The sequence below is a fragment of the Rhodanobacter sp. T12-5 genome (assembly GCF_008329435.1).
Lineage (GTDB): Bacteria > Pseudomonadota > Gammaproteobacteria > Xanthomonadales > Rhodanobacteraceae > Rhodanobacter.
Genome location: NZ_NPKN01000006.1, coordinates 206,889 through 228,007 on the forward strand (window position 1 = coordinate 206,889; position 21,119 = coordinate 228,007).

22 protein-coding genes are annotated in these 21,119 nt (G+C 65.5%); 4 read left to right on the plus strand and 18 right to left on the minus strand.

From position 1 onward, the window contains the following. Positions 1 to 31 precede the first annotated feature (31 nt). Positions 32 to 328: a ribosome assembly RNA-binding protein YhbY gene (gene yhbY / locus CIW53_RS13270; RefSeq protein ID WP_149365193.1), complete on the plus strand. Its 297-nt coding sequence runs from the start codon at positions 32 to 34 to the stop codon at positions 326 to 328. Positions 329 to 336: 8 nt separating this feature from the next. Beyond that, positions 337 to 714: an Mth938-like domain-containing protein gene (locus CIW53_RS13275; RefSeq protein WP_149365194.1), complete on the plus strand. Its 378-nt coding sequence runs from the start codon at positions 337 to 339 to the stop codon at positions 712 to 714. Between the two features lie 39 nt (positions 715 to 753). Here CIW53_RS13275 and CIW53_RS13280 read toward each other — a convergent pair whose 3' ends face one another. Genes CIW53_RS13280 through surE form a run of 4 tightly spaced genes read right to left on the minus strand, consistent with a single transcriptional unit; the run spans position 754 to position 3,850 of the window. After that, positions 754 to 1,707, minus strand: a complete 954-nt coding sequence (locus CIW53_RS13280) for a peptidoglycan DD-metalloendopeptidase family protein (RefSeq protein WP_149365275.1) — start codon at positions 1,705 to 1,707, stop codon at positions 754 to 756. Between the two features lie 53 nt (positions 1,708 to 1,760). Further along, positions 1,761 to 2,369, minus strand: a complete 609-nt coding sequence (locus CIW53_RS13285) for a VTT domain-containing protein (RefSeq protein WP_149365195.1) — start codon at positions 2,367 to 2,369, stop codon at positions 1,761 to 1,763. Then, on the minus strand, positions 2,369 to 3,049 hold the full coding sequence (locus CIW53_RS13290) for a protein-L-isoaspartate(D-aspartate) O-methyltransferase (RefSeq protein ID WP_149365196.1): 681 nt from the start codon (positions 3,047 to 3,049) through the stop codon (positions 2,369 to 2,371). Before CIW53_RS13290 ends, CIW53_RS13285 begins: the two co-directional genes overlap by 1 nt. Before the next feature lie 3 nt (positions 3,050 to 3,052). Then, on the minus strand, positions 3,053 to 3,850 hold the full coding sequence (gene surE, locus CIW53_RS13295; protein WP_149365197.1) for a 5'/3'-nucleotidase SurE: 798 nt from the start codon (positions 3,848 to 3,850) through the stop codon (positions 3,053 to 3,055). Between the two features lie 149 nt (positions 3,851 to 3,999). Between surE and CIW53_RS13300 the strand changes: the two genes are divergently transcribed. Next, positions 4,000 to 4,545 (plus strand): Smr/MutS family protein, encoded by a 546-nt coding sequence (locus tag CIW53_RS13300; RefSeq protein WP_149365198.1) that lies wholly within the window; start codon positions 4,000 to 4,002, stop codon positions 4,543 to 4,545. 85 nt (positions 4,546 to 4,630) lie between these two features. On the opposite strand, the gene truD is transcribed toward CIW53_RS13300, so the two are convergent. The 8 genes from truD to CIW53_RS13340 all read right to left on the minus strand — a co-directional run bounded on the left by truD (position 4,631) and on the right by CIW53_RS13340 (position 12,692). After that, on the minus strand, positions 4,631 to 5,638 hold the full coding sequence (gene truD, locus CIW53_RS13305) for a tRNA pseudouridine(13) synthase TruD (RefSeq protein ID WP_149365199.1): 1,008 nt from the start codon (positions 5,636 to 5,638) through the stop codon (positions 4,631 to 4,633). Positions 5,639 to 5,712: 74 nt separating this feature from the next. Then, positions 5,713 to 7,107: a magnesium transporter gene (gene mgtE / locus CIW53_RS13310; protein ID WP_149365200.1), complete on the minus strand. Its 1,395-nt coding sequence runs from the start codon at positions 7,105 to 7,107 to the stop codon at positions 5,713 to 5,715. Beyond that, a complete protein-coding gene (gene ispF, locus CIW53_RS13315; protein WP_149365201.1) occupies positions 7,104 to 7,577 on the minus strand; it encodes a 2-C-methyl-D-erythritol 2,4-cyclodiphosphate synthase in 474 nt (157 codons plus the stop codon). The genes mgtE and ispF overlap by 4 nt, the downstream gene beginning before the upstream one ends. A gap of 157 nt (positions 7,578 to 7,734) precedes the next feature. After that, complete coding sequence (gene ispD / locus CIW53_RS13320; RefSeq protein WP_149365202.1) at positions 7,735 to 8,445, minus strand: 2-C-methyl-D-erythritol 4-phosphate cytidylyltransferase; 711 nt, start codon at positions 8,443 to 8,445, stop codon at positions 7,735 to 7,737. Next, positions 8,442 to 8,777 (minus strand): cell division protein FtsB, encoded by a 336-nt coding sequence (gene ftsB, locus CIW53_RS13325; protein WP_149365203.1) that lies wholly within the window; start codon positions 8,775 to 8,777, stop codon positions 8,442 to 8,444. Before ftsB ends, ispD begins: the two co-directional genes overlap by 4 nt. A gap of 19 nt (positions 8,778 to 8,796) precedes the next feature. Further along, positions 8,797 to 10,095, minus strand: coding sequence for a phosphopyruvate hydratase (gene eno, locus CIW53_RS13330; RefSeq protein WP_149365204.1), 1,299 nt, complete (start codon positions 10,093 to 10,095; stop codon positions 8,797 to 8,799). 90 nt (positions 10,096 to 10,185) lie between these two features. Then, positions 10,186 to 11,025 carry a 3-deoxy-8-phosphooctulonate synthase gene (kdsA, locus tag CIW53_RS13335; protein WP_149365205.1) on the minus strand — a complete coding sequence of 280 codons (840 nt, stop codon included), beginning with the start codon at positions 11,023 to 11,025 and terminating at the stop codon, positions 10,186 to 10,188. After that, positions 11,022 to 12,692: a CTP synthase gene (locus tag CIW53_RS13340; protein WP_149365206.1), complete on the minus strand. Its 1,671-nt coding sequence runs from the start codon at positions 12,690 to 12,692 to the stop codon at positions 11,022 to 11,024. The genes kdsA and CIW53_RS13340 overlap by 4 nt, the downstream gene beginning before the upstream one ends. Before the next feature lie 145 nt (positions 12,693 to 12,837). Here CIW53_RS13340 and CIW53_RS13345 point away from each other — a divergent pair, with 145 nt between their 5' ends. Continuing rightward, on the plus strand, positions 12,838 to 14,637 hold the full coding sequence (locus CIW53_RS13345; RefSeq protein WP_149365207.1) for an aminopeptidase P family protein: 1,800 nt from the start codon (positions 12,838 to 12,840) through the stop codon (positions 14,635 to 14,637). Positions 14,638 to 14,670: 33 nt separating this feature from the next. On the opposite strand, the gene CIW53_RS13350 is transcribed toward CIW53_RS13345, so the two are convergent. The 6 genes from CIW53_RS13350 to CIW53_RS13375 all read right to left on the minus strand — a co-directional run bounded on the left by CIW53_RS13350 (position 14,671) and on the right by CIW53_RS13375 (position 20,971). Beyond that, complete coding sequence (locus CIW53_RS13350; RefSeq protein WP_149365208.1) at positions 14,671 to 15,621, minus strand: cysteine synthase family protein; 951 nt, start codon at positions 15,619 to 15,621, stop codon at positions 14,671 to 14,673. 1 nt (position 15,622) lies between these two features. Next, positions 15,623 to 15,964 carry a carboxymuconolactone decarboxylase family protein gene (locus tag CIW53_RS13355; RefSeq protein ID WP_149365209.1) on the minus strand — a complete coding sequence of 114 codons (342 nt, stop codon included), beginning with the start codon at positions 15,962 to 15,964 and terminating at the stop codon, positions 15,623 to 15,625. Between the two features lie 11 nt (positions 15,965 to 15,975). Beyond that, positions 15,976 to 16,227: a hypothetical protein gene (locus CIW53_RS13360; RefSeq protein WP_149365210.1), complete on the minus strand. Its 252-nt coding sequence runs from the start codon at positions 16,225 to 16,227 to the stop codon at positions 15,976 to 15,978. Positions 16,228 to 16,287: 60 nt separating this feature from the next. Next, positions 16,288 to 17,265 carry a lipoyl synthase gene (gene lipA / locus CIW53_RS13365; protein WP_149365211.1) on the minus strand — a complete coding sequence of 326 codons (978 nt, stop codon included), beginning with the start codon at positions 17,263 to 17,265 and terminating at the stop codon, positions 16,288 to 16,290. A 103-nt stretch (positions 17,266 to 17,368) separates the two neighbouring features. After that, positions 17,369 to 20,125, minus strand: a complete 2,757-nt coding sequence (locus CIW53_RS13370; RefSeq protein WP_242451907.1) for an EAL domain-containing protein — start codon at positions 20,123 to 20,125, stop codon at positions 17,369 to 17,371. A gap of 69 nt (positions 20,126 to 20,194) precedes the next feature. After that, on the minus strand, positions 20,195 to 20,971 hold the full coding sequence (locus tag CIW53_RS13375; RefSeq protein ID WP_149365212.1) for an iron-containing redox enzyme family protein: 777 nt from the start codon (positions 20,969 to 20,971) through the stop codon (positions 20,195 to 20,197). Positions 20,972 to 21,119 lie beyond the last annotated feature (148 nt).

The window sequence follows — 21,119 nt, forward strand, 5'->3', positions numbered from 1 at the left end:
CGTTCACTTACCGCGAATCGAGCACCATCGCATGGCCCTTTCTTCCTCGCAGACCCGCTATCTGCGCAGCCTCGCCCACGACCTGAGCCCGGTCGTCCTGCTGGGCAACAAGGGTGCCACCGAGGCCGTGGTCAAGGAATTGAACCAGGCGCTGGACATCCACGAGCTGGTCAAGGTGAAACTGTCCGGTGGCGACAAGGACGAGCGGCAGGCGCAAGTCGACGTGCTTACCGAAGGTACGCAGGCGCAGAAGATCCACCAGATCGGGCACGTCGTGGTGCTGTTCCGTCGCAACGCCGACGAACCGAAGATCGCATTGCCCCGATAGGCTCGCTGATGGACTTGTCGCTCGATCGTCCCGAAGGTTATTTGTTCGTTCGTCGCGTCGGTGTACGCGACATCACGCTGATCGACCGCGCGCTCGACAGCAGCTTCCTGCTTGCACCGGACCGGGCGATCGAGGGCTGGCCGGTGGCTGCTGCCGATGCACTCGACGCCAGCCATGTCGAAGCCATCCTGGCGCTGCAGCCGGAACTCGTCATCCTGGGCACGGGCGAGCGTCAGGTCTTTCCTGAAGCGGCCTTCATCGCCGGCTTTCTGCGCAAGGGTATCGGCATCGAGGTGATGGACAATGCCGCCGCCGCTCGCACTTACAACCTGCTCGCAGGGGAAGGGCGTCGGGTCGTCGCGGGATTCATCCTGCCCAAGGCATGACGCCCGGCAGCTCGTGCGTCCGGCGGAATCGCGCCGCGCTCAACGCGGGGGCAGATAGTCCAACGGATTCACCGGATTGCCGTCCCTGCGGATCTGGAATTCCAGCTCATTGCGCGTCGCACCGGTGGAACCCATCTCGGCAACCTGCTGTCCGGCGCTGACTCGCTGCCCTTCCTTGACCAGGCGCTTGCGGTTGTGGCCATAGGCCGACAGAAAGCTGTCGCTGTGCTTGATGATCACCAACTCGCCATAGCCGACCAACCCGTTGCCGCTGTAAACGACCACGCCATCGGCGGCGGCACGCACGGGATCGCCTGACTTCCCGGCGATTTCGATGCCCGGAATCGCGTCCCCCTTCTGGAAGCGGCTGATCAGACTGCCATCGGCAGGCCAGCGCCAGTGCACGCCGCTTACCTCACGTGAGGCGCCGGTCGGCACGACCGCTGGCGGTGCGCTCGCCATCGCCGGTGCCGGCATGCCTGCGACCGGAACCACGGCAGGGGCAGTGGCAGCGACGGCAGGAACCGCCGGCTTCACCGGCAGCGTGGCCGGCGGGTTCGTGCCAGTGGCGCCGTGTGACGGTGCTGCAACGGGCTTGAATACCGGGGCGGCAGCGGATGTTGCCGCATGGCTCCCATGCGCCATCGCCGCACTGTGTGCCGGCGTCAGGGTCAGTCGCTGTCCCGGCCAGATCGTGTACGGCGCGGCGATCGCATTCCATTGCGCCAGATCGCGAAAATCCACGCCCTTGCGGAATGCAATCGAGTAGAGCGTATCGCCTCGCGTCACCACATAGCTTCCGCCGGGAATCGGCGTGCGGGACGGCAGTCGGGTATCGGCATGTTGCAAGGTGCCGACAGGCTGTCGGGTGTAGCCACTGGCGCCTGCAGGCTCGACCACCACCGAACTGCGCATGGTGCCGCAGGCGGCAAGCAGCAGGGAAACTGCCGGTATCACCAGCCATTGAAGGTGTCGATCCATGCGTAACAGCATACCGATGCCTTGCGCGTTTTTCATGCGGGATCGATCTTCATGACTGTCGGCGCTCAACGCAGCCAAAGCCACCACACCAGCAACAAGGCAAGCAGGACCAGTGCAGCCCACCCGATCCATTCGATGTACTTGTGCAGGATCCTTTCCGCACGCTCGCCAAAAAGTCGAATCAGCAGCGCCAGCAGCCATACGCGCTTGCCGCGACCGAGTCCGATGCAGGCCAGGAACGGCAGGATCGGCACACCGATGATCCCGCACGCCCAGGTGACGAACTTCATCGGCACCACCGGCTGCAGCGCTGCCAGGATCAGCACGCCGAACATGCCCCAGCGATGCTCCTGCATCTGCAGGCTCAGCGTCGCCACGCCCTGCTCGATCGGTGCCGACAGATGCAATGCATCCAGCAACGGTCGCAACGCATGAAAAGCCCAGTGGCCCAGCGCATAACCGACCAGCGCTCCAAGCAACGAGAACAGCAAGCTGATGTTGGCAAAGAAAAAGGCCTTGTGCCGCTTGCCGAGCATCATCGGCGCCAACATCGCTTCCGGCGGAATCGGGAAGATGAATGCCTCGACGAAACTCAATCCCGACAGGTAATACAGCGCCCTTGGCTCGCGTGCCCATACCAGCGCGCGCGCATAAAGTGCCCCGAACAGGCGCATCAACCGATCCCGCCAAGCAGCGGCACGAAGCTGACCGCGCCGAGCTCCTCCTGCACGAAATCACCCTGGCCATCGCCACGCATGCGGATCAACGTCTGCCGGCTGGGCGAACCGACCGGCGCCACCAGCACGCCAGTGGGACTCAACTGGTCGAGGATCCGGGTGGGAATGGTGTCGCCGGCGGCGGTGAGGATGATCGCGTCGAACGGCGCCTCGTCCGGCCAGCCGAGCTTGCCGTCGTCGTAACGCGAACGCAGGTTGGTCAGGCCCAGCTGACGGAAGCGTCGACGCGCCTGGCGCAACAACTCCTCGATCCGCTCGACCGTGAACACCTGCGGCACCAGCGCGGACAGGATCGCCGCCTGGTAACCCGAACCGGTACCGATCTCCAACACCTTCTGCGGCGTGCCGAACTCAAGCAGGGCTTCGGTCATCCGTGCGACCACCCACGGCTGCGAGATGGTCTGGCCATGCCCGATCGGCAACGCGGTATTTTCGTAAGCGCGTGAATGCAGCGCCTGATCGATGAAGTGATGCCGCGGCGTATTGCGGATCACGTCGATCACGCGCGCATCCTCGATCCCGCCCTCCTTCAGGCTGGTGGCGAGGCGGTCACGCGCACGCTGCGAAGTCATCCCCTCGCCTTTCAGATCTGCGGCAGGGAGTGGGTAGACATTCATCGTTCAAGCCGCCTCATCATTGCTGTCCTGGCCAGTTGCCATGTCGTCGCTCAGCGCCTGCATCCAGCTGCTGACTTTCTCCAGCGCCTGAAAACGGGTCAGGTCGACATGGATGGGCGTGACGGAAACAAACCCACGCCGCACGGCATTGAAATCGGTTCCCGGCCCGGCATCGTCCACCTCGCCCGCCGGACCGATCCACCACATCGGCCGGCCGCGCGGATCGGTCTGCGCGATGCACGGTGCGGAACGATGACGGCGACCCAGCCGGGTAACCTCGAAACCCTCGATCTGCGCCCACGGCCGATCCGGCACGTTGACATTGAGGATGGTGTCCGCCGGCAGCGGATCGACCAGCAATCGCCGCATCAGCAGCAGCACGGCCCTGGCCGCCGACTCGTAATGCACGCCCTTGTGGTCGCGCGTGTCCAGCGACACCGCAATGGCCGGCAACCCGAGGAAGCGTCCCTCCATGGCGGCGGAGACCGTACCGGAATAGATCACGTCGTCACCGAGGTTGGCCGAATTGTTGATGCCGGACACGACCATGTCGGGTTCCTCGTCCAGCAATCCGGCCAGCGCCAGATGCACGCAATCGGTCGGCGTACCGGCGACGCGATAGTAGCCATTGCCCATTGGCTGGACGCGCAGCGGCGCGTCCAGGGTAAGCGAGTTGCTGGCGCCGGAGCGATCGCGATCGGGCGCCACCACGGTGACTTGGCCGACCGCGCCGAGACACTCGGCAAGCACGCGGATGCCCGGTGCATCCACGCCATCGTCGTTGCTGACCAGAACTCGCATGCTGCTCCGTCCAAGACTGACTGAGTGCGCGCCCCTCATCGACACGATGGTGCGCACTCCACTGCCGAAGTCTACCGGAGCGTGTCACCGGTTTCACTCGATCTTGCGCCGATGCGCGCATTCGTCACGCCATTGGTTAGCATGACGACATGAAGCGCCGTGCACCCATCGCCGCCAGCGACGACGACAGCCGCCTGTTCCGCGAGGCGATCGGTGACGTGCGCCGGCTCGACCCCGTATCGCCACCCCCGGCCGTGGAAAAACCGTTGCCGCATCCGCACATGCTGGACGCGGACGAAGCAGCCGTGCCCGGCGAACTGCTGGACATGGCGTTCGACCCGGCCTTGCTCGAAGTGGGCGAAGAGTTGAGCTATCTGCGCGATGGCTACCCGCCGAAGCTGTTGCGCCAGCTCAAGCGTGGCCAGTTCAGCGTGCAGGATGATCTCGACCTGCACCAGATGAACGCCGCCGCCGCGCAGGCCAGCATCGTCGATTTCCTGGCCGAGGCGAAACGCAACGGCTGGCGCTGCGTGCGCATCGTACACGGCAAGGGCCTGCGCTCGAAAGCCGCCGGGCCGGTATTGAAACGACTCACCGATCGCATGCTGCGCCGGCGCGACGACGTGATCGCGTTTGCGTCGGCAAAGCCTGCGATGGGCGGAACCGGGGCCGTGGTGGTTTTGCTGAAAGCGTGACCGTCGGGCATGCAGGAGCGACTTCAGTCGCGATGCTCTGGCGCGAGAGCCAGGAAAAACATCGCGACTGAAGTCGCTCCCACTTTCAGACCGTGGCCAGTTCGCGCACGACCACCGTGGCATACGCGCCGGCCGGGAGTTCGAACGACAGTTCCAGCGAGGCGTCGTCCAGCCAGCGCCATTTCAGGTCCTTGGGCAGCAGCCGCAACGGACGGCGCTCCTGATCCATCCGCGCCGCTGCCAGTCCGGCGGCCAGATCGCTGTTGGCCGCACCGATTTCGCGCTCCAGCGCGCCAGCCTCGGCCTGGGTCGGTGGCTCGCCCTGGCCCCACAGCGGGCCGGACGGATGGATGTCGGCGCGCACCAGCCGCTCGGCCAGCACATCGGTGAATGGCTCCGGGCCGAACCATGAACGCGAGCCGGCGAGCGACCAGATCTCGCCGTCAAGCGGCTTGTCCCACGCATCACGTTCGACCCGTGCAGCCAGCACGTTGTTGAAGATGTGCGAGCGCGCCGCGGACAGCAGGAACGAGCGTTTGTCGCGCTCGACGCGGCGCCCGCCAAACATCGCCCTTGCCTGCTCCACGTTGCCGCCTTCGCGACCGAAACGCTGCTCGCCGTAATAGTTCGGCACGCCACGCACAGCGATCTGTTGCAGCACCTGTTCGGCAGCAGCCCGATCACCCTGAACTTCGCGCAGCACCAGCACGAAGCGATTGCCGCGCAGTGCGCCGCGCTTGAGCTTGCGCGAATGCCTGGTTGCCGCCAGTACCTTCACCTCGGCATGCGGAAACGTCGACCAGTCCGGGTCGGTCTTGCCGGCCAGTTGCACCGAGAATGTCTGCCGCGTCACGGCATGGCGATCCTTCATCCCGGCGTAGCCGACCGCGACCTGCGGCACGCCAGCAAATTTCGCCAGTTCGCGCGCGACCCAGTCGGTATTCGCGCCGCGCTTTTCCACCCACAGCAGTACGTGCTCGCCGACGCCATCGGCGTCATAACCGAGGATCTCCTCGACCTGGAAATCCTCGGGACTGGCACGCAGACGTGCGGCCAAGGGAGGAGTGCCGCAGGCGTAAGGAAGTTCGGACATGGGGTCAGGGTCGCGTAGTGGGGATCGCAGACAGCTTATCCGACGGAGACGCCCGCCTCGCCCCTGCTCCCGAACTACACCAGAAAAATCGTGGCCAGCCCCAGGAAGATGAAGAAGCCTCCGCTGTCGGTCATGGCGGTGATCAGCACGCTGGAACCGAGCGCCGGATCGCGCCCGAACTTCGTCATCAGCACCGGGATGCCGACGCCGGCGAACGCGGCCAGCAGCAGGTTCAGCGTCATCGCCGCAGTCATCACAAGACCCAGCGAGAGGCTGTCGTACAGCAGCCACGCCACGAGGCCTATCACGCTACCCCAGATCAGTCCGTTCAACAGCGACACGGTCAGCTCCTTGCGCCACAGTCGCTTCGCGCTTTCGGCGGTGATCTGGTTCAGTGCCAGCGCGCGCACGATCATGGTGATGGTCTGGTTGCCGGAGTTGCCGCCGATGCCCGCCACGATCGGCATCAGCGTGGCCAGCGCCACCAGGCGCTCGATCGAGTCCTCGAACAGGCCGATCACGCGCGAGGCGATGAAGGCGGTGACCAGGTTGATCGCCAGCCACGACCAGCGGTTTTTAAGCGAGGCCCACACCGAAGCGAAGATGTCCTCCTCCTCGCGCAGGCCGCCACGACTGAGTGCTTCGCTTTCGCTCTCTTCGCGGATCACGTCGACCATCGCGTCGATGGTGATGCGCCCGATCAGGTGGCCCGAGTCATCCACCACCGGTGCGGTGACAAGGTCGTAACGTTCGAACGCCTGCGCCACTTCGTAGGCGTCGTCGGCGGGATGGAAGGTGTTGACGTCCGGTGCCATTACCGCGCTGACCATTTTTTCCGGCGGGTTCACCAACAGCCAGTGCAGCGGCAGCACGCCGGTGAGCAGGTTGTCCTGGTTGATCACGAACAGCTTGTCGGTCTGTGCCGGCAGCTCGTCCCAGCGGCGCAGGTAGCGCAAAACGACTTCCAGGCTCACATCCTCGCGGATGGTGACCATCTCGAAGTCCATCAGTGCGCCGAGCTGGTCGTCCTCCCAGGACAGCGCCGATTGCACCTGCTCGCGCTGCTGCGAATCCAGGCTGGCCATCAGCTCCGGCAGGACCGCGGTGGGCAGGTCCTCGACCAGATCCGCCAGCTCGTCGGCGTCCAGGGTTTCGGCGGCGGCGAGGATCTCGTGCCGGTCCATGTCCGCGATCAGCGATTCGCGCACTGCATCGGACACTTCCAGCAGGATCTCGCCGTCGCGGTCGGCCCTGACCAACTGCCAGACAGCGAGACGCTCATCCAGCGGCAACGATTCGAGGATGAAGGCGATATCGGCCGGATGCAGCTCGTCCAGTTGCCGGCGCAGCTCCGCCAGCACGTCAGCCGGCAGACGGCCATCGTCCTCGTGCCGATGCAGCAGTTCGACGATGGCTTCGAGCTGGTCGTGCAGCCGGTTCGCGGCGCTGCGGGCCTCTACTTCGGTCACGCGCGCTCCAGCAGGACGCACGCCTGTGCGGCAATCCCTTCACCCCGGCCGCAGAAGCCGAGCTTTTCGGTGGTGGTGGCCTTGACGCTGATGCGGCCGACCTCGCTGTCCAGGTCGGCGGCGAGGTTCTCGCGCATCGCCTGCGCGTACGGGCCGACCTTCGGCGCTTCGCCGATCACGGTGATGTCGGCGTTGCCCAGTATGTAGCCATGCTGCCCCATCAGCGTCGCCGCATGACGCAGGAACTGGCGGCTGTCGGCATCGCGCCAGCGCTCGTCCGACGGCGGGAAATGCTGGCCGATGTCGCCCAGCGCCAGCGCGCCGAAGATCGCGTCGCACAGCGCATGGATCACCACGTCGCCGTCCGAATGCGCCACCACGCCGCGACGATGCGGCACGCGTACGCCACCCAGGGTGACGTGGTCGCCCTCGCCGAATGCATGCACGTCGAAACCCTGGCCCATGCGCATCTAGGGTGTGTCCTTGGGTAGCAAGTTGGTCGCGCCGGGAGCGGTTTGCTCGCGCAGCAAGGAAGATCGAGGAAGTGTATGTCGATACACGACTGCGCGATGACCCAGCTGCGTGAGCAAACCGCCCTGGCCCGCAGGGCAACGCGCGAACGGCTTGCTACCCATGGGCACACCCTCCTGTCCTCGAAAGCAGGAACTCGGCCAGCGCGAAATCCGCTGCCGTGGTCACCTTGATGTTGTCCTCGGCGCCCTCGACCAGCAACGGTGCGAAGCCGGCCAGCTCCATCGCCATCGCTTCGTCGCTGACGTTCACGCCGCGTCGTGCCGCCTCACGCAACGCCGCCGCCAGTTGACCACGCCGGAACATCTGCGGCGTGAAGGCGCGCCAACGCAAGTCGCGCGGCTCGGTCGACTCGCTGCGGCCAGCCGCATTCGCGCGCTTCAGCGTGTCGCGCAGCGGCGCGCCCAGGAGCCCGCCGTCGGCCGCACTGGCCAATTCGATCAATTGGCCAATATCGGCCAGCCGCACGCACGGGCGCGCGGCGTCGTGCACCAGCACGAAATCGTCCGCGCCCACCGACGCCGGCAGTGCATCGATTCCGGCCAGCACCGAATCGCTGCGCTCGACGCCACCGACTGCGGTGAGCACCGGCTTGCCGTTGAGCGTACCGATGCCGGGCCACTGCGCGTCGTCCGCACCCAGGGTCACCAGCAGGCCGGCGATCCGCGGATGCGCGGCGAGTCGCTCCAGCGTGTGTTCGATCAGCGCTCGCCCTGCCAGCGGCAGGTATTGTTTGGGGCAACTCCCGCCGACACGGGTGCCGCGCCCCGCCGCCGGCACCACGCACCACACCATCGGCGCGCTCATGGCGATCCGGCGGGCTTGGCAGGTGGCGGTGGCGGCAGCGCGGTGGCAGCACCAGCCGGTGGTTCGACCACCTGGTAGAACACTTCGCCCGGCTTGATCAATCCCAGTTCGGTGCGCGCACGCGCCTCGACCGCCTGGTCGCCGTGCTTCAGGTCCAGCACGTCGGCACCGACCGCCTGGTTGCGCTGCAGCAGCTTCGCGTTCTCGTCGGCCTGTTTCTTCACCGCCACGCGCAAGCTGTCCACTTCGTGCATGCTGCCGCTGCCGGTCCACAGCTTCAGCTGCAGACCGATCAGCAGCAGGACCAGAACCAGGGCGATCCAGCGCAGCATGGGCGTCCGATGACTCCGCTCAGCCCGGCAGACGGGTCAGGTTGGGGAACGCATCGCGGCCGGCATAGCGCGCGGCCGAGCCCAGCGCCTCCTCGATGCGCAGCAGCTGGTTGTACTTCGCCACACGGTCGCTGCGGCACAGCGAACCGGTCTTGATCTGGGTTGCCGTGGTGGCTACCGCGATGTCGGCAATGGTGGTGTCCTCGGTCTCGCCGGAGCGGTGCGAGATCACTGCCGCGTACTTCGCCGCGTCGGCCATCGCGATCGCTTCCAGCGTCTCGGACAGCGTGCCGATCTGGTTCACCTTGATCAGGATGGCATTGGCGATCTTCTTGTCGATGCCTTCCTTGAAGATCGCGGGGTTGGTGACGAACAGGTCGTCGCCGACCACTTGCACGCGCTCGCCGATCGCGTCGGTGAGCAGCTTCCAGCCGTCCCAGTCGCCCTCGGCCATGCCGTCCTCGATGGTGACGATCGGGTACTGCTTCGCCCAACTCGCCAGCAGGTCGACGAACTGCGCCGAGCTGTACTGCTTGCCTTCGCCGGCAAGGTCGTACTTGCCGTTTTTGTAGAACTCCGAGCTGGCCGCATCGAGGCCGAGCAGGATCTCGCTGCCGACCTTGTAGTCGGTCTTGTTGATCGCTTCGAGAATGGTATCGATCGCCTCGACGTTGGAGCGCAGGTTCGGCGCAAAACCACCTTCGTCACCCACGGCGGTGCTGAGGCCGCGACCGTGCAGCACGCTCTTCAGCGCATGGAAGATTTCCGCACCGGCGCGCAGCGCCTCGGCGAAGTTCGGCATGCCGACCGGAAGCACCATGAACTCCTGCACGTCGACGTTGTTGTCGGCGTGCGCGCCGCCGTTGATGATGTTCATCATCGGCACCGGCAGGGCGCCGGGCTTGCCGTTCGACAAGTACTGCCACAGCGGCTCGCCACGCGACGCAGCCACTGCGTGCGCGGCCGCCATCGACACGCCGAGCAAGGCGTTCGCGCCCAGCCGGCCCTTGTTCGGGGTGCCGTCAAGCGCGATCAGGTTGGTGTCCAGCCCCTTCTGGTCGGCCGCATCGAAACCCTTCAGCGCATCGGCGATGGTGGCATTGACGTTCGCCACCGCGTTCTTCACGCCCTTGCCGCCGTAGCGCGACTTGTCGCCATCGCGCAGCTCCACCGCCTCGCGCGAGCCGGTGGAGGCGCCACTGGGCACCGCGGCGCGGCCGAAGCCGCCGTCGGCCAGGGTGACTTCGGCTTCCAGCGTGGGGTTGCCGCGCGAGTCGAGGATTTCACGGGCGTGAATGCGGGTGATCTGAGTCGTCATGGTCGTCCGTCTGTGAAGGTTGATCGTAGGAGCCCGCTTGCGGGCGATGCTCCTTGGGTTGGCAAAAAAGCATCGCCCGCAAGAGGGCTCCTACAGCGGCAAATCCTGCTCCAGGAAACCGTGCCGCTTGGTCACGGCATCCAGCTCCAGCAGGGTTTCCAGCAGTGCTTCCATCTTGCCGAGCGGCCAGGCGTTCGGGCCGTCGGACAGCGCCTTGCTCGGGTCGGGATGGGTTTCAGCGAACAGGCCGGCCACGCCCACGGCCACCGCCGCGCGCGCCAGTACCGGTACGAACTCGCGCTGTCCGCCGGAGCTGGCGCCCTGCCCGCCCGGCAACTGCACCGAATGGGTGGCGTCGAACACCACCGGACAGCCGGTTTCGCGCATCACGCTGAGCGAACGCATGTCCGAGACAAGATTGTTGTAGCCGAAGCTGGCGCCGCGCTCGCACACCATGATGTCGTCGTTGCCGACGGCCTTGGCCTTGGCCACCACGTGCTTCATGTCCCATGGCGCCAGGAACTGGCCCTTCTTGATGTTCACCGGTTTCCCGGCGCGCGCCACCTTCTGGATGAAGTCGGTCTGCCGGCACAGGAAGGCCGGCGTCTGCAGCACGTCGACCACCGACGCCACTTCATCCATTGGCGTGTATTCGTGCACGTCGGTGAGCACGGGCACGCCGATCTGGCGCTTTACTTCGCCGAGGATGCGCAGCCCTTCCTCCAGGCCCGGTCCACGGAAGCTCTCGCCGGAGGAACGATTGGCCTTGTCGAAGCTGGACTTGAAAATGAAGTGGATGCCGAGCCGGTCGGTGATTTCCTTCAGCGTGCCGGCCGTGTCCAGTTGCAGTTGTTCCGACTCGACCACGCAGGGGCCGGCGATCATGAACAGTGGCTGGTCCAAGCCAATATCGAATCCGCAGAGTTTCATGCCACCGACTCCTTTGCCAGCGGCTCGCCCTCGTGTACCGCCTTGTACTCGCGCGCGGCACGCACGAAACCGATGAACAGCGGATGCCCATCGCGCGGCGTCGAGGTGAATTCCGGGTGCGCCTGGCAGGCCAGGAACCACGGATGCTGCTGTCGCGGCAACTCGATCATTTCCACCAGCAGGTCGTCCATCGACTTGCCGGAAATCACCAGCCCCAGGTCCTCGAACAGCTGCCGGTAGCGGTTGTTGAACTCGTAGCGATGGCGATGGCGCTCACGCACCACGTCATGGCCGTACAGTTCGCGAGCCAGCGTGCCGGCCTTCAGGCGGCACTCCTGCGACCCCAGGCGCATGGTGCCGCCGAGGTCGGAACGGTCGCTGCGCTGCTCGACTTCGCCGGTGGCCGTGGTCCATTCCGTGATCAGGCCTATCACCGGGTTCGGCGTGTTGCGGTCGTTCTCGCTGGAATCGGCGTCAGCCAGACCAGCCACGTTGCGGGCGAAGTCCACCACCGCTGCGTGCATGCCATAGCAGATGCCGAAGTACGGCACGCCATGCTCGCGGGCGTATTTCGCCGCCAGTACCTTGCCTTCGAAACCACGCTTGCCGAAACCGCCCGGCACCAGGATCGCATCGGCCTTGCCGAGCACCTTGGCAGCACCTTCGGCCTCGACCTGCTCGGAATCGATCCAGTCCAGGTTCACCCGCGTCTTCTGCGTGATGCCGCCATGGCGCAGGGCCTCGCCCAGCGACTTGTAGGCATCCTTGTGCTCGACGTACTTGCCGACGATGGCCACCGTGATCTCGTCCTTCGGGTGTTCCACGGCGTCGACCGTACGCTGCCAACTGGACAGGTCCGCCGGGCCGGCATCCAGCCCGAGCCGCTTCACCACGATGTCGTCCAGCCCCTGGCTGTGCAGCCATAGCGGCATCTTGTAGATCACGTCGACATCCGCGGCGCTGATCACGGCGGATTCCGGCACGTTGGTGAACAGCGCGATCTTGCGGCGCTCGGCCTCGGGCAACGGTTCCTCGCAGCGACACAGCAGGATGTCCGGCTGGATGCCGATCGAGCGCAATTCCTTTACCGAATGCTGGGTCGGCTTGGTCTTGATCTCGCCGGCAGCCTTGATGAAAGGCACCAGGGTGAGGTGCATGAACACGACCTTCTCCGGCCCCTGCTCGACGCGCAGCTGGCGGATCGCCTCCAGGAACGGCAGCGATTCGATGTCGCCGACGGTGCCGCCGATCTCCACCAGCGCCACGTCGAAGCCGCGGGTGGCTTCGTGGATGCAGTGCTTGATCTCGTCGGTGATGTGCGGGATCACCTGCACGGTGGCGCCCAGGTAGTCGCCGCGGCGCTCCTTGCGGATCACGCTCTCGTAGATCTTGCCGGTGGTGATCGAGTTCTTGCCGGTCAGGCGGGTGTGCACGAAGCGCTCGTAGTGGCCGAGGTCGAGGTCGGTCTCCGCACCGTCGTCGGTCACGTAGACCTCGCCGTGCTGGAAGGGACTCATCGTGCCCGGATCCACATTGATATAAGGATCGAGCTTCATCATGGTGACCGAGAGGCCGCGGGCTTCGAGGATGGAAGCGAGCGACGCCGCAGCAATGCCCTTGCCAAGCGAGGACACCACACCGCCGGTGACGAAAATCAGGGGGGTCATGGAGAGCAGCCGTGCTGGAAATTGGCATTTTAGCTGCAGAAGCGTCGCACTGCGAGATGGCAATCGAGAATTCGTCGCTGTCGGTTCATTTCCGGCACCTCCACAGCGGGTGAAAACGCCGCAGACCGCCTGCTAGCATGGCCGGATGAACAACCCCATTCCCGCCCGTCTCGCCGCCCTGCGCGCGGCCATGCAGCAGCATGGCGTCGCCGCCGTCCTCATTCCCAGCGCCGATCCGCACCTGTCCGAATATCTGCCGGAGCACTGGTCGGCGCGCGAGTGGCTGTCCGGTTTCACCGGCTCGGCCGGCACCCTGATCGTGACCCGCGAGCATGCCGGCCTATGGACCGATTCGCGCTATTTCTCGCAAGCGGAGCAGCAACTGGCGGGCAGCGGCATCGGCCTGATGAAGCTGCGCGTGCCACATACACCGGAACATCTGGAGTGGCTGCAGCAGCATTTGAACGAAGGCGACGTGCTGGCGGCGGCCGGCGACAGCGTGGCCGTAACCACCTGCAAGCAGATCGAGCGCCTGCTGGCCGATGCCGGGGCCATCGTGCGCACCGACCTGGACCTGCCCGGGATGATCTGGACGGATCGCCCCGCCCTGCCGCAGGCGCCGGTGGTCGAGCATGATCCGGCCTATGCCTGCGTTCCACGCGCCGGAAAGTTCACTCGCCTGCGCAAGGCAATGCACAAGCTCGGCGCCACCCATCACCTGCTGTCCAGCCTCGACGACATCGCCTGGCTGACCAACCTGCGCGGCAGCGACGTCGAGTGCAACCCGGTGTTCCTGGCCCACCTGCTGGTGCAGGCAGACCAGCGCGCCACCTTGTTTGTCAGCCGTGCCAAGCTCGGCGACGCGCTGGTCGCGAAGCTGGCCGCCGACGGCATAGGCATTGCCGACTACGCTTCGATCACCTCGACCCTGCAGGAACTGGGTGCCGGCGACCACCTGCTGCTGGACAGCGGCCGGGTGGTCAGCTCGATCGCCGCCGCCATTGCGCCGGCCGTCACCCGCATCGAGGCGGCCAATCCGAGCACCGCGTTCAAGGCAGTCAAGAGCGCCGCCGAACTCGACCACATCCGCGACGTGATGCGCCGCGACGGCGCCGCGCTGGTGCGTGGCTTCCGCCGGTTGGAGCAGCGCCTCGCCGCCGGCATGACGCTGACCGAGCTGGACGTCGACACCCTGCTGCACGAAGAACGCTCGGCCCAGCCCGGCTGGGTGGGCGAGAGTTTCGCCACCATCGCCGGCTACCAGGCGAACGGCGCGTTGCCGCATTACCGCGCCACGCCGCAGTCGCACAGCACACTGCAGGCGAAGGGCCTGCTGCTGATCGACTCGGGCGGCCAGTACCTGGGCGGCACCACCGACATCACCCGCGTTCTGGCGCTCGGCGAGACCACGCCGGAACAACGCCGCGACGCGACATTGGTGATGAAAGGCATGATCGGACTGTCGCGTGCGCGCTTCCCCAAAGGTGCCAGCGGACCGCAGCTGGATGCGTTGGCACGCGCACCATTGTGGGCCAGCGGGATGGATTACGGCCACGGCACCGGCCACGGCGTCGGCTATTTCCTCAACGTGCACGAAGGCCCGCACTCGATCCGGGCACCGGTCGCCGGTGGCGCGTTGGTGCCACTGGAACCTGGCATGATCAGCTCGATCGAGCCCGGCCTGTACAAACCCGGCCGGCACGGCATCCGCCACGAAAACCTGGCCGTGGTGATCGAGGCCGACCGTACCGAGTTCGGCGAATTCCTCGCCTTCGAGACGCTGACGATGTGTCCATTCGACCGTCGCGCACTGGAACCGGGCCTGCTCAACCCGGAAGAACGCGCCTGGCTGGATGACTATCACGCCAGCGTGCGCGCCGCCCTCAGCCCGCTGCTGGATGATGCCGACCTGGAATGGTTGAACCGCCACTGCGCGCCGCTGTAGGACAGACCCGCAACGCAGGGCAGGCGCTGCGAGTCAGCGGAAGTGTGTCGCGTCCACCTCGGCGGCATCGGCGTGCATGAAGTATTCGTGCAGGTATTTCTCGCCTTCATCGCAGAATGCCGTGACCACGGTGCGCAGCTCGGGAAAGTTCTGGCGGACGCGCTTGGCGGCCAGCAGGTGTGCGCCGGAACTCGGTCCGCAGAATAGTCCGTGGGTGCGCGCCAGTCGCTTCATCTCGGCGACGGCCTCGGTGCTGGACACGCTAAGGATCTCGTTCACCAGACCGGCATGGCGCTGGAAGATGCCCGGGACGAAGCCGTCGGAAATGCCTTCGATGGTGTGCATCGCGATCTCGCCGCACAGGATCGTGCACGACTCGGACGGCTCCATCGCGAACAGCCGCACATTCGGATTGACCTCACGGAACGCCTGGCCCACGCCGATCAGGGTCCCGCCGGTACCCACGCCCAGCACCAGCGCGTCCGGCAATTGACCCGGCGGCAGCTGGGACAGGATTTCCGGCCCCAGTACCAGACGGTTTTCCTCCACGTTCCATTCCGATTCGAACTGTCCGGGGGCGAAGTAGCCGGGTTGCTGTCCAAGTTCGCGGGCCCGTTTCAGCGCCTCGTTGACGTGGAAGTTGCCACAGAACAGCACCTCCGCGCCGTATGCCCGCGAGATCGCCACGCGCTCACTGGACATGCCTTCGGGCATCACCACCAGCATGCGGTAGCCCTTCACCGCCGCCACCATCGACAACGCATTGCCGGTGTTGCCACTGGTCGCCTCCACGATGGTGTCGCCGGGCTTGAGCAGGCCCTCCTGCTCGGCCCGCTCGATCATGTACTTGGCAATGCGCGCCTTGATCGAGCCGGACGGATTGAGGAACTCGATCTTGGCGTAGACGCCCTCGATCTCCAGCAGCGGCGTGTCGCCTACCGCATCGAGAATGTCGTGCGACACCGTGGCAAAGCGCGTGGCCATTTCAGGCCACCTCATGCGCGTGCTGCATCACGTCCAGCGCCAGCGTGGAGTGCGCGTACGCACCGCCCGCGCGCATCTCGGCGGCGACCCAGATCGCTTCCATGATCTGCTGCTCGCTGGCCCCCTGCTTCAAGGCTTCGGTCGTGTGGCCCTTGATGCAGTACGGGCACTGGGTGACGTGCGCCACCGCCACCGCGATCAACTGCTTGGTGACATTCGGCAACGCGCCATCGGCGAATACCGCGGCGCTGAACGCCTTGAACGCCTTCAGCGGCTCCGGCGCCAGTTCACGGCGCTTGTGAGCGAGCCCTGCGGTGGCCTGCGGGTAGATGGATGTATCCATGACATGACTCCTCATTGATCCTTGGTGAACCCTTCATGGCATCCGCTTGCAGCGGGCTGCGGTGCCACACCCTGCACCCAGCTCGGCGGATCGCTTGCGGGAAAGCTCTGCGCAAGTTCCTCGTCGATGAGCCTTTCGCGCTTGAGCCGGAGTTCGCGCGATCTCCGCGCGGCCGCGGTTTCCACGACGGCACCTCCGGATCCGGCGGAATCCGTCCGGGCGAGAGAGCGAAACGGGAAGCGATGTGAAACAGGCAGTGACATGGCGGTACCTCCTGCTGCCAACGAACGATGAAACGGCGTACCGGCTGACCGCATGCCCGATCACAAACCCAGATTGTTGTGCTCCAGCACGCGTTCGGCGCGATAGCTCGAACGCACCAGCGGCCCGGCGACCGCCTCCAGGAAGCCCTTGTCCAGCGCCAGTTGGCGGTAGTGCCTGAACTCGTCCGGCGTGACGAAACGCTGCACCGGCAGGTGATGCGGGCTGGGCCGCATGTACTGGCCCAGCGTAACGACATCGACGTTGGCTCCGCGTATATCGTCCAGCGTGCGCTCGACCTCCGCGTCGGTCTCGCCCAGGCCCAGCATCAGGCTGGTCTTGGTCAGCGTCTTCGGCGCGTGCCTTTTGGCGAAGGCCAGCACGCCGAGCGTCTGCGCATAGCCGGCGCGCGGATCGCGCACGGGGTGGGTCAGCCGTTCCACCGTCTCGATGTTTTGCGCATAGGTGACCAGGCCGGCATCGAGCACCGTGGCAACTGCCGCGAGATTGCCAGCGAAGTCCGGGGTCAGCGCCTCCACCGCGGTCTGCGGCGAGCGCCGGTGGATCGCCTGCACGCAGGCGGCATAGTGCGCGGCGCCGCCATCGGCCAAGTCATCGCGATCGACCGACGTCAGCACCACGTACTTCAGACCCATCAATGCCACCGCGTCGGCGACCTGCAGCGGCTCCAGCGGGTCGAGCCAGCCGTTCGGGTTGCCGGTACTGACCGAGCAGAACTTGCACGCGCGCGTGCACACCGAGCCCATGAGCATCAACGTGGCGGTGCCCCGACCCCAGCATTCGGCGATGTTCGGGCACTTCGATTCGGCACATACCGTATTCAACTTGTGGCCGTGCACGATCTCGCGCACGGCCTCGTATTGCGCTCCGGACGGCAATTTCACCCGTAGCCATGGCGGCTTGCGGCTCGCATCCGGCACGCTGCTGGCGGCGTTCGGTCGAATGCCGCCCTTGACCGCGCGGGTACCTTGCGGACTGACGAATTTGCTGCCGTCGGGAATCGGAACGCTGTCGGACATGAGGGGCGCCGCTGGGAAACTCGCAACAGTCTTCCGCGGTCTCCGTCCGCGCGCCCTGATGCACATCAAGCGACCGGCACGGTTGCATGGGCAATGCGTGGAATCAGCTGCGCTTGGGCGGCACCAGCCTGAGTTTGGCCGTGGTCTGCGGGTGGCTCGGACACAACAACCGTTGGATATTCGCCGCCGGGAGCGGGTACGAATACAGATAGCCCTGCCCTTCGAAGCAGCCCGCCTGCAGCAGAAAATCATGCTGAGCCTCGGTCTCGATGCCTTCGGCGATCGTGGTCAGGCCGAGGCTCTTGGACATGGCCAGCATCGCCTGCACGATCGCCGCATCATTCGCACTGCCGGGCAGGCCGGTGACAAAGGAGCGGTCGATCTTCAGATAGGCGACCGCCGGCAGCTTGAGGTAGGCCATCGACGAATAACCTGTGCCGAAGTCGTCGATCGCCACATCGATGCCCAGCGCGTGCAGGGTCTTCATCGTGCGCTCGGTGTCGTCACCCAGCCGCAGCATGGCGCTTTCGGTGATCTCCAGCAGCAAGCGGTGCGCCGAGAGGCGCCTGGAATGCAAGGTGCGGCTTACTCCCTCAACAAAGGCCGGATGACCGAACCAGCGCGCCGAAATATTTACCGCCACGCGGATCGGCGGCACGCCGGCAAGATCCCACGCCTGGATCTGCGCGCACGCCGTCTGCAATACCCATTCGTCGATGCGCCGAATAAGGCCCAGGCTCTCCGCGACCGGGATGAATTCGGCCGGCATCACTTCGCCCCGCTCCGGATGCTGCCAGCGCAGGAGGGCTTCCACCGCAACGATCCGTCCGGTGCGCATCTCGACACTTGGCTGATAGACCAGATGGAATTCCTCGCGTACCAGCGCCTGACGCAGTTCCGCGGCCATCTGCAGCCGCCGCCGGGTACCGGCATGCATCATCGGCGTGTAGAAGCGGAATGCGTTGCGCTCCTCGGTTTTTGCGGCATACATGGCTGCATCGGCGTTCGCGATCAGCGCCGCCGCGTCGTCGCCGTCCAGCGGATAACCGGCCACGCCGATGCTGGCGCTGAGCACGATCTCGTAGTCGTCCACCAGCAACGGTTCGGACAGCGTGGCCAGCAGGCGGCCGACGATCGCCCGTGCGTCCTCGCGCAGGATCAGTCGCGGGATCAACACGGTGAATTCATCACCACCGATGCGCCCGGCCACGTCCCCCTCGGACAATTGCCGACAGATGCGTTCGCCCACCTTGATCAGCAGGCGATCGCCGATCGCATGGCTATAACTGTCGTTGACGATCTTGAACGCGTCCAGGTCGATGAACAGCACCACCACCGCCAGCCGCTCGCGCTCGGCCACGACGATCGCATCGGCGCAACGGCGCTCGAACTCGGCGCGGTTGACCAGGCCCGTCAGCGGATCGTGCTTGGCCAGATGTTCGAGACGCTTCTGGTTGGTTTTCGCTTCATGGATGTCGGTGAAAACCGCGACATAATAGACCACCTGGTTGTCGGCATTGCGGATAGCGCTGACGCTCAGCTGCTCGGGGTAGTGGCTGCCATCGCTGCGCGTGCTCTGCACTTCTCCGAGCCAGTTCCGGCCATCGGCAACACCATCCCATATCGATTGCGGCAGCGGCCTGCCATCAGCCAGGCGGCGGGTATCGTCCAGGCGTTTGCCCTGCAGTGTCTGGAGGGTAAAGCCGGTGAGCACCGTATGCGCCGCATTGATCGAGATCACCTGGCGGGTCGCGTCGGCAATGATCACGCCCTCGGCGATGCTGGCCAGGGCCTCGGCGGCAACCCGCCGCTCCTGCTCCATCGCCACCCGCTCGGAAATGTCGCGGATGATCGCTTGGCGCACCGGCTGGCTACCCCAATCGACGAGACTGGTTTGGGTTTCCACCGGCCGCGTGGCGCCGTTCATTCCCAGCAGTGTATTGCTGGCCGCCCGTCCCGCCTGCTGTCCGGACAACGACTGCATGAACAGGTGCACGAAGCGGTCGCCGATCAGTTCGTTCACCCCGCGCCCGGTCCACGTCGATGCCGTGCGATTGACATCCAGTATCCGCCCGCTGGCTTCGTCGACCATCACGATCGCATCGGCAGCGCTGTCGAACAGCAGGCGATAGCGCTCTTCGGTACCACGAACGCTGGCCAGAATCCGGCGCGCCATGCCCAGCCACATCAGCAAGGCTAAGCACGCCGCGGCGAGCACGCTGGAAAACAGGATCGTGCCGACCCAGGCAGCTCCATGCGCGATCTCCAGCGAGAACACGTTCGTGCGCGGCTCGATATAGTCGTTGAGCGCTTGGATGCGGGTTCGCTGCCGAGCCAGCTCCGCCACCGACGGGCCGCCGCCGGCATACGCCGCCTGCAACTCGTTCGCGATGCCGGCGAATTCGGCGATCGAATCATCGGTGGAATACCACGCCTGCAACGCCACGCTGATGTGCGGAGCGGAGCGAAAATGCTGCAGGATGAAAATCATGCCGGGGATAGCCCCGGGGATCACGCTGCCGCGGGCGAACGCCTTCACCACCTTCTCCCGGTCGAAGTCGCCCGAGGCGATGGCGTCGCGTGCCCAGCGGTCGGATTCGAGCACCGCGTAGTGGCGGTGGAAGTCGGCGAGGTCCGCCGCTGCGCCACTGGTCGCATAGGTTTCCAGGTCGATCACGGACTGTTTCTGCGCCTTGGACCAGAGACTCTCGCCGTTGAGAAAACCGGCAAGAGTGATCTGGACCTGCAGGGCTCCCCAGGTCAGCGCCAGGATAAGCCCCACGATACCCGCCAGCGCGTACGCCAGCGGCATCAGGCGCCTGGACAGCGGTCGTTGCAAGGTGGCTTGCGCGTTACGCATCGGTAACCCCTTCTACCATGACCGGCGTCTCGTGGGTGCGCGGTCGCCACGTTACACCGACCGCTCCGGTCAGGCGGCGGCTTCGCTCATCGCCTCCAGGTTGCGGCGTACGTGCAGGCAGCGGTCCATGCTGATGCACATGCTGGTGTAGCTGCGCTTGATGCAGTCGCCGATGTGGGTCACTTCATCGGCAGACGGCGTCATGCCCATCAAGGTACAGACTATCTCCAGCGCCTCCCACGGGTGAGTGTCGTCATAGGCGGCATGCAGTTGCAACCAGCGCAGACTGCCGACCCGTTCGCTTGCCGGGAAGCTTTCAGCATACGTTTTACTCTCATAAACCCGTTGCGACCACTCGCCGGTAGCTCCCTCGACCGCGTAATTCGTGGCGGCGATGCTGGCCGCCAGCGTACCCCCGGTGCAGACCTCCTCGCACCAGCTGGCCAGCGTCCCGGTGCCATGCGGTGCCCGTCCATGCAGTACCTCGTCGCGCGGCACACCAGCACCCTCGGCCCAGTTGAGCCAGTACTCGGCGTGGTTCTGTTCGACCCGGATGTTGCGCACCAGCCAGCGGCGCGCGAGGTTGTCGCCGGGGCTTCGGCCGAACCGGGTCTTGAGCAGGCTGAGCGCCATGTAGGCCGGGAATCGCTCGATCACCGGCCAGATGCCCTTCATGAAGTTCGCCGTGGACACCTGATCGAGGGTTGCCCCACGCATCAGGTCCCACAGTTCATGCTGGACCACGGACTGTTTGGTGCTTTCGCAATCGGCGACCATCTGCTGCGCCCACTGCGGGTAGCTGCTCAGTTCCGTCAACGGGCCGGTGCGTTCGAAATGATTGTTCATGGGACTCTCCTGCGAGATTGGATGTTGCGGTGGTTGCTGCCTTGTGGCCGACGGGGGAGGATTCCCGCTGCCGACCGTGATCCGTCAACGCGAGACGCTGCCGGAAAGCCATGAATTCGGGGATGTCGCATGACATGGGACGTCTGCT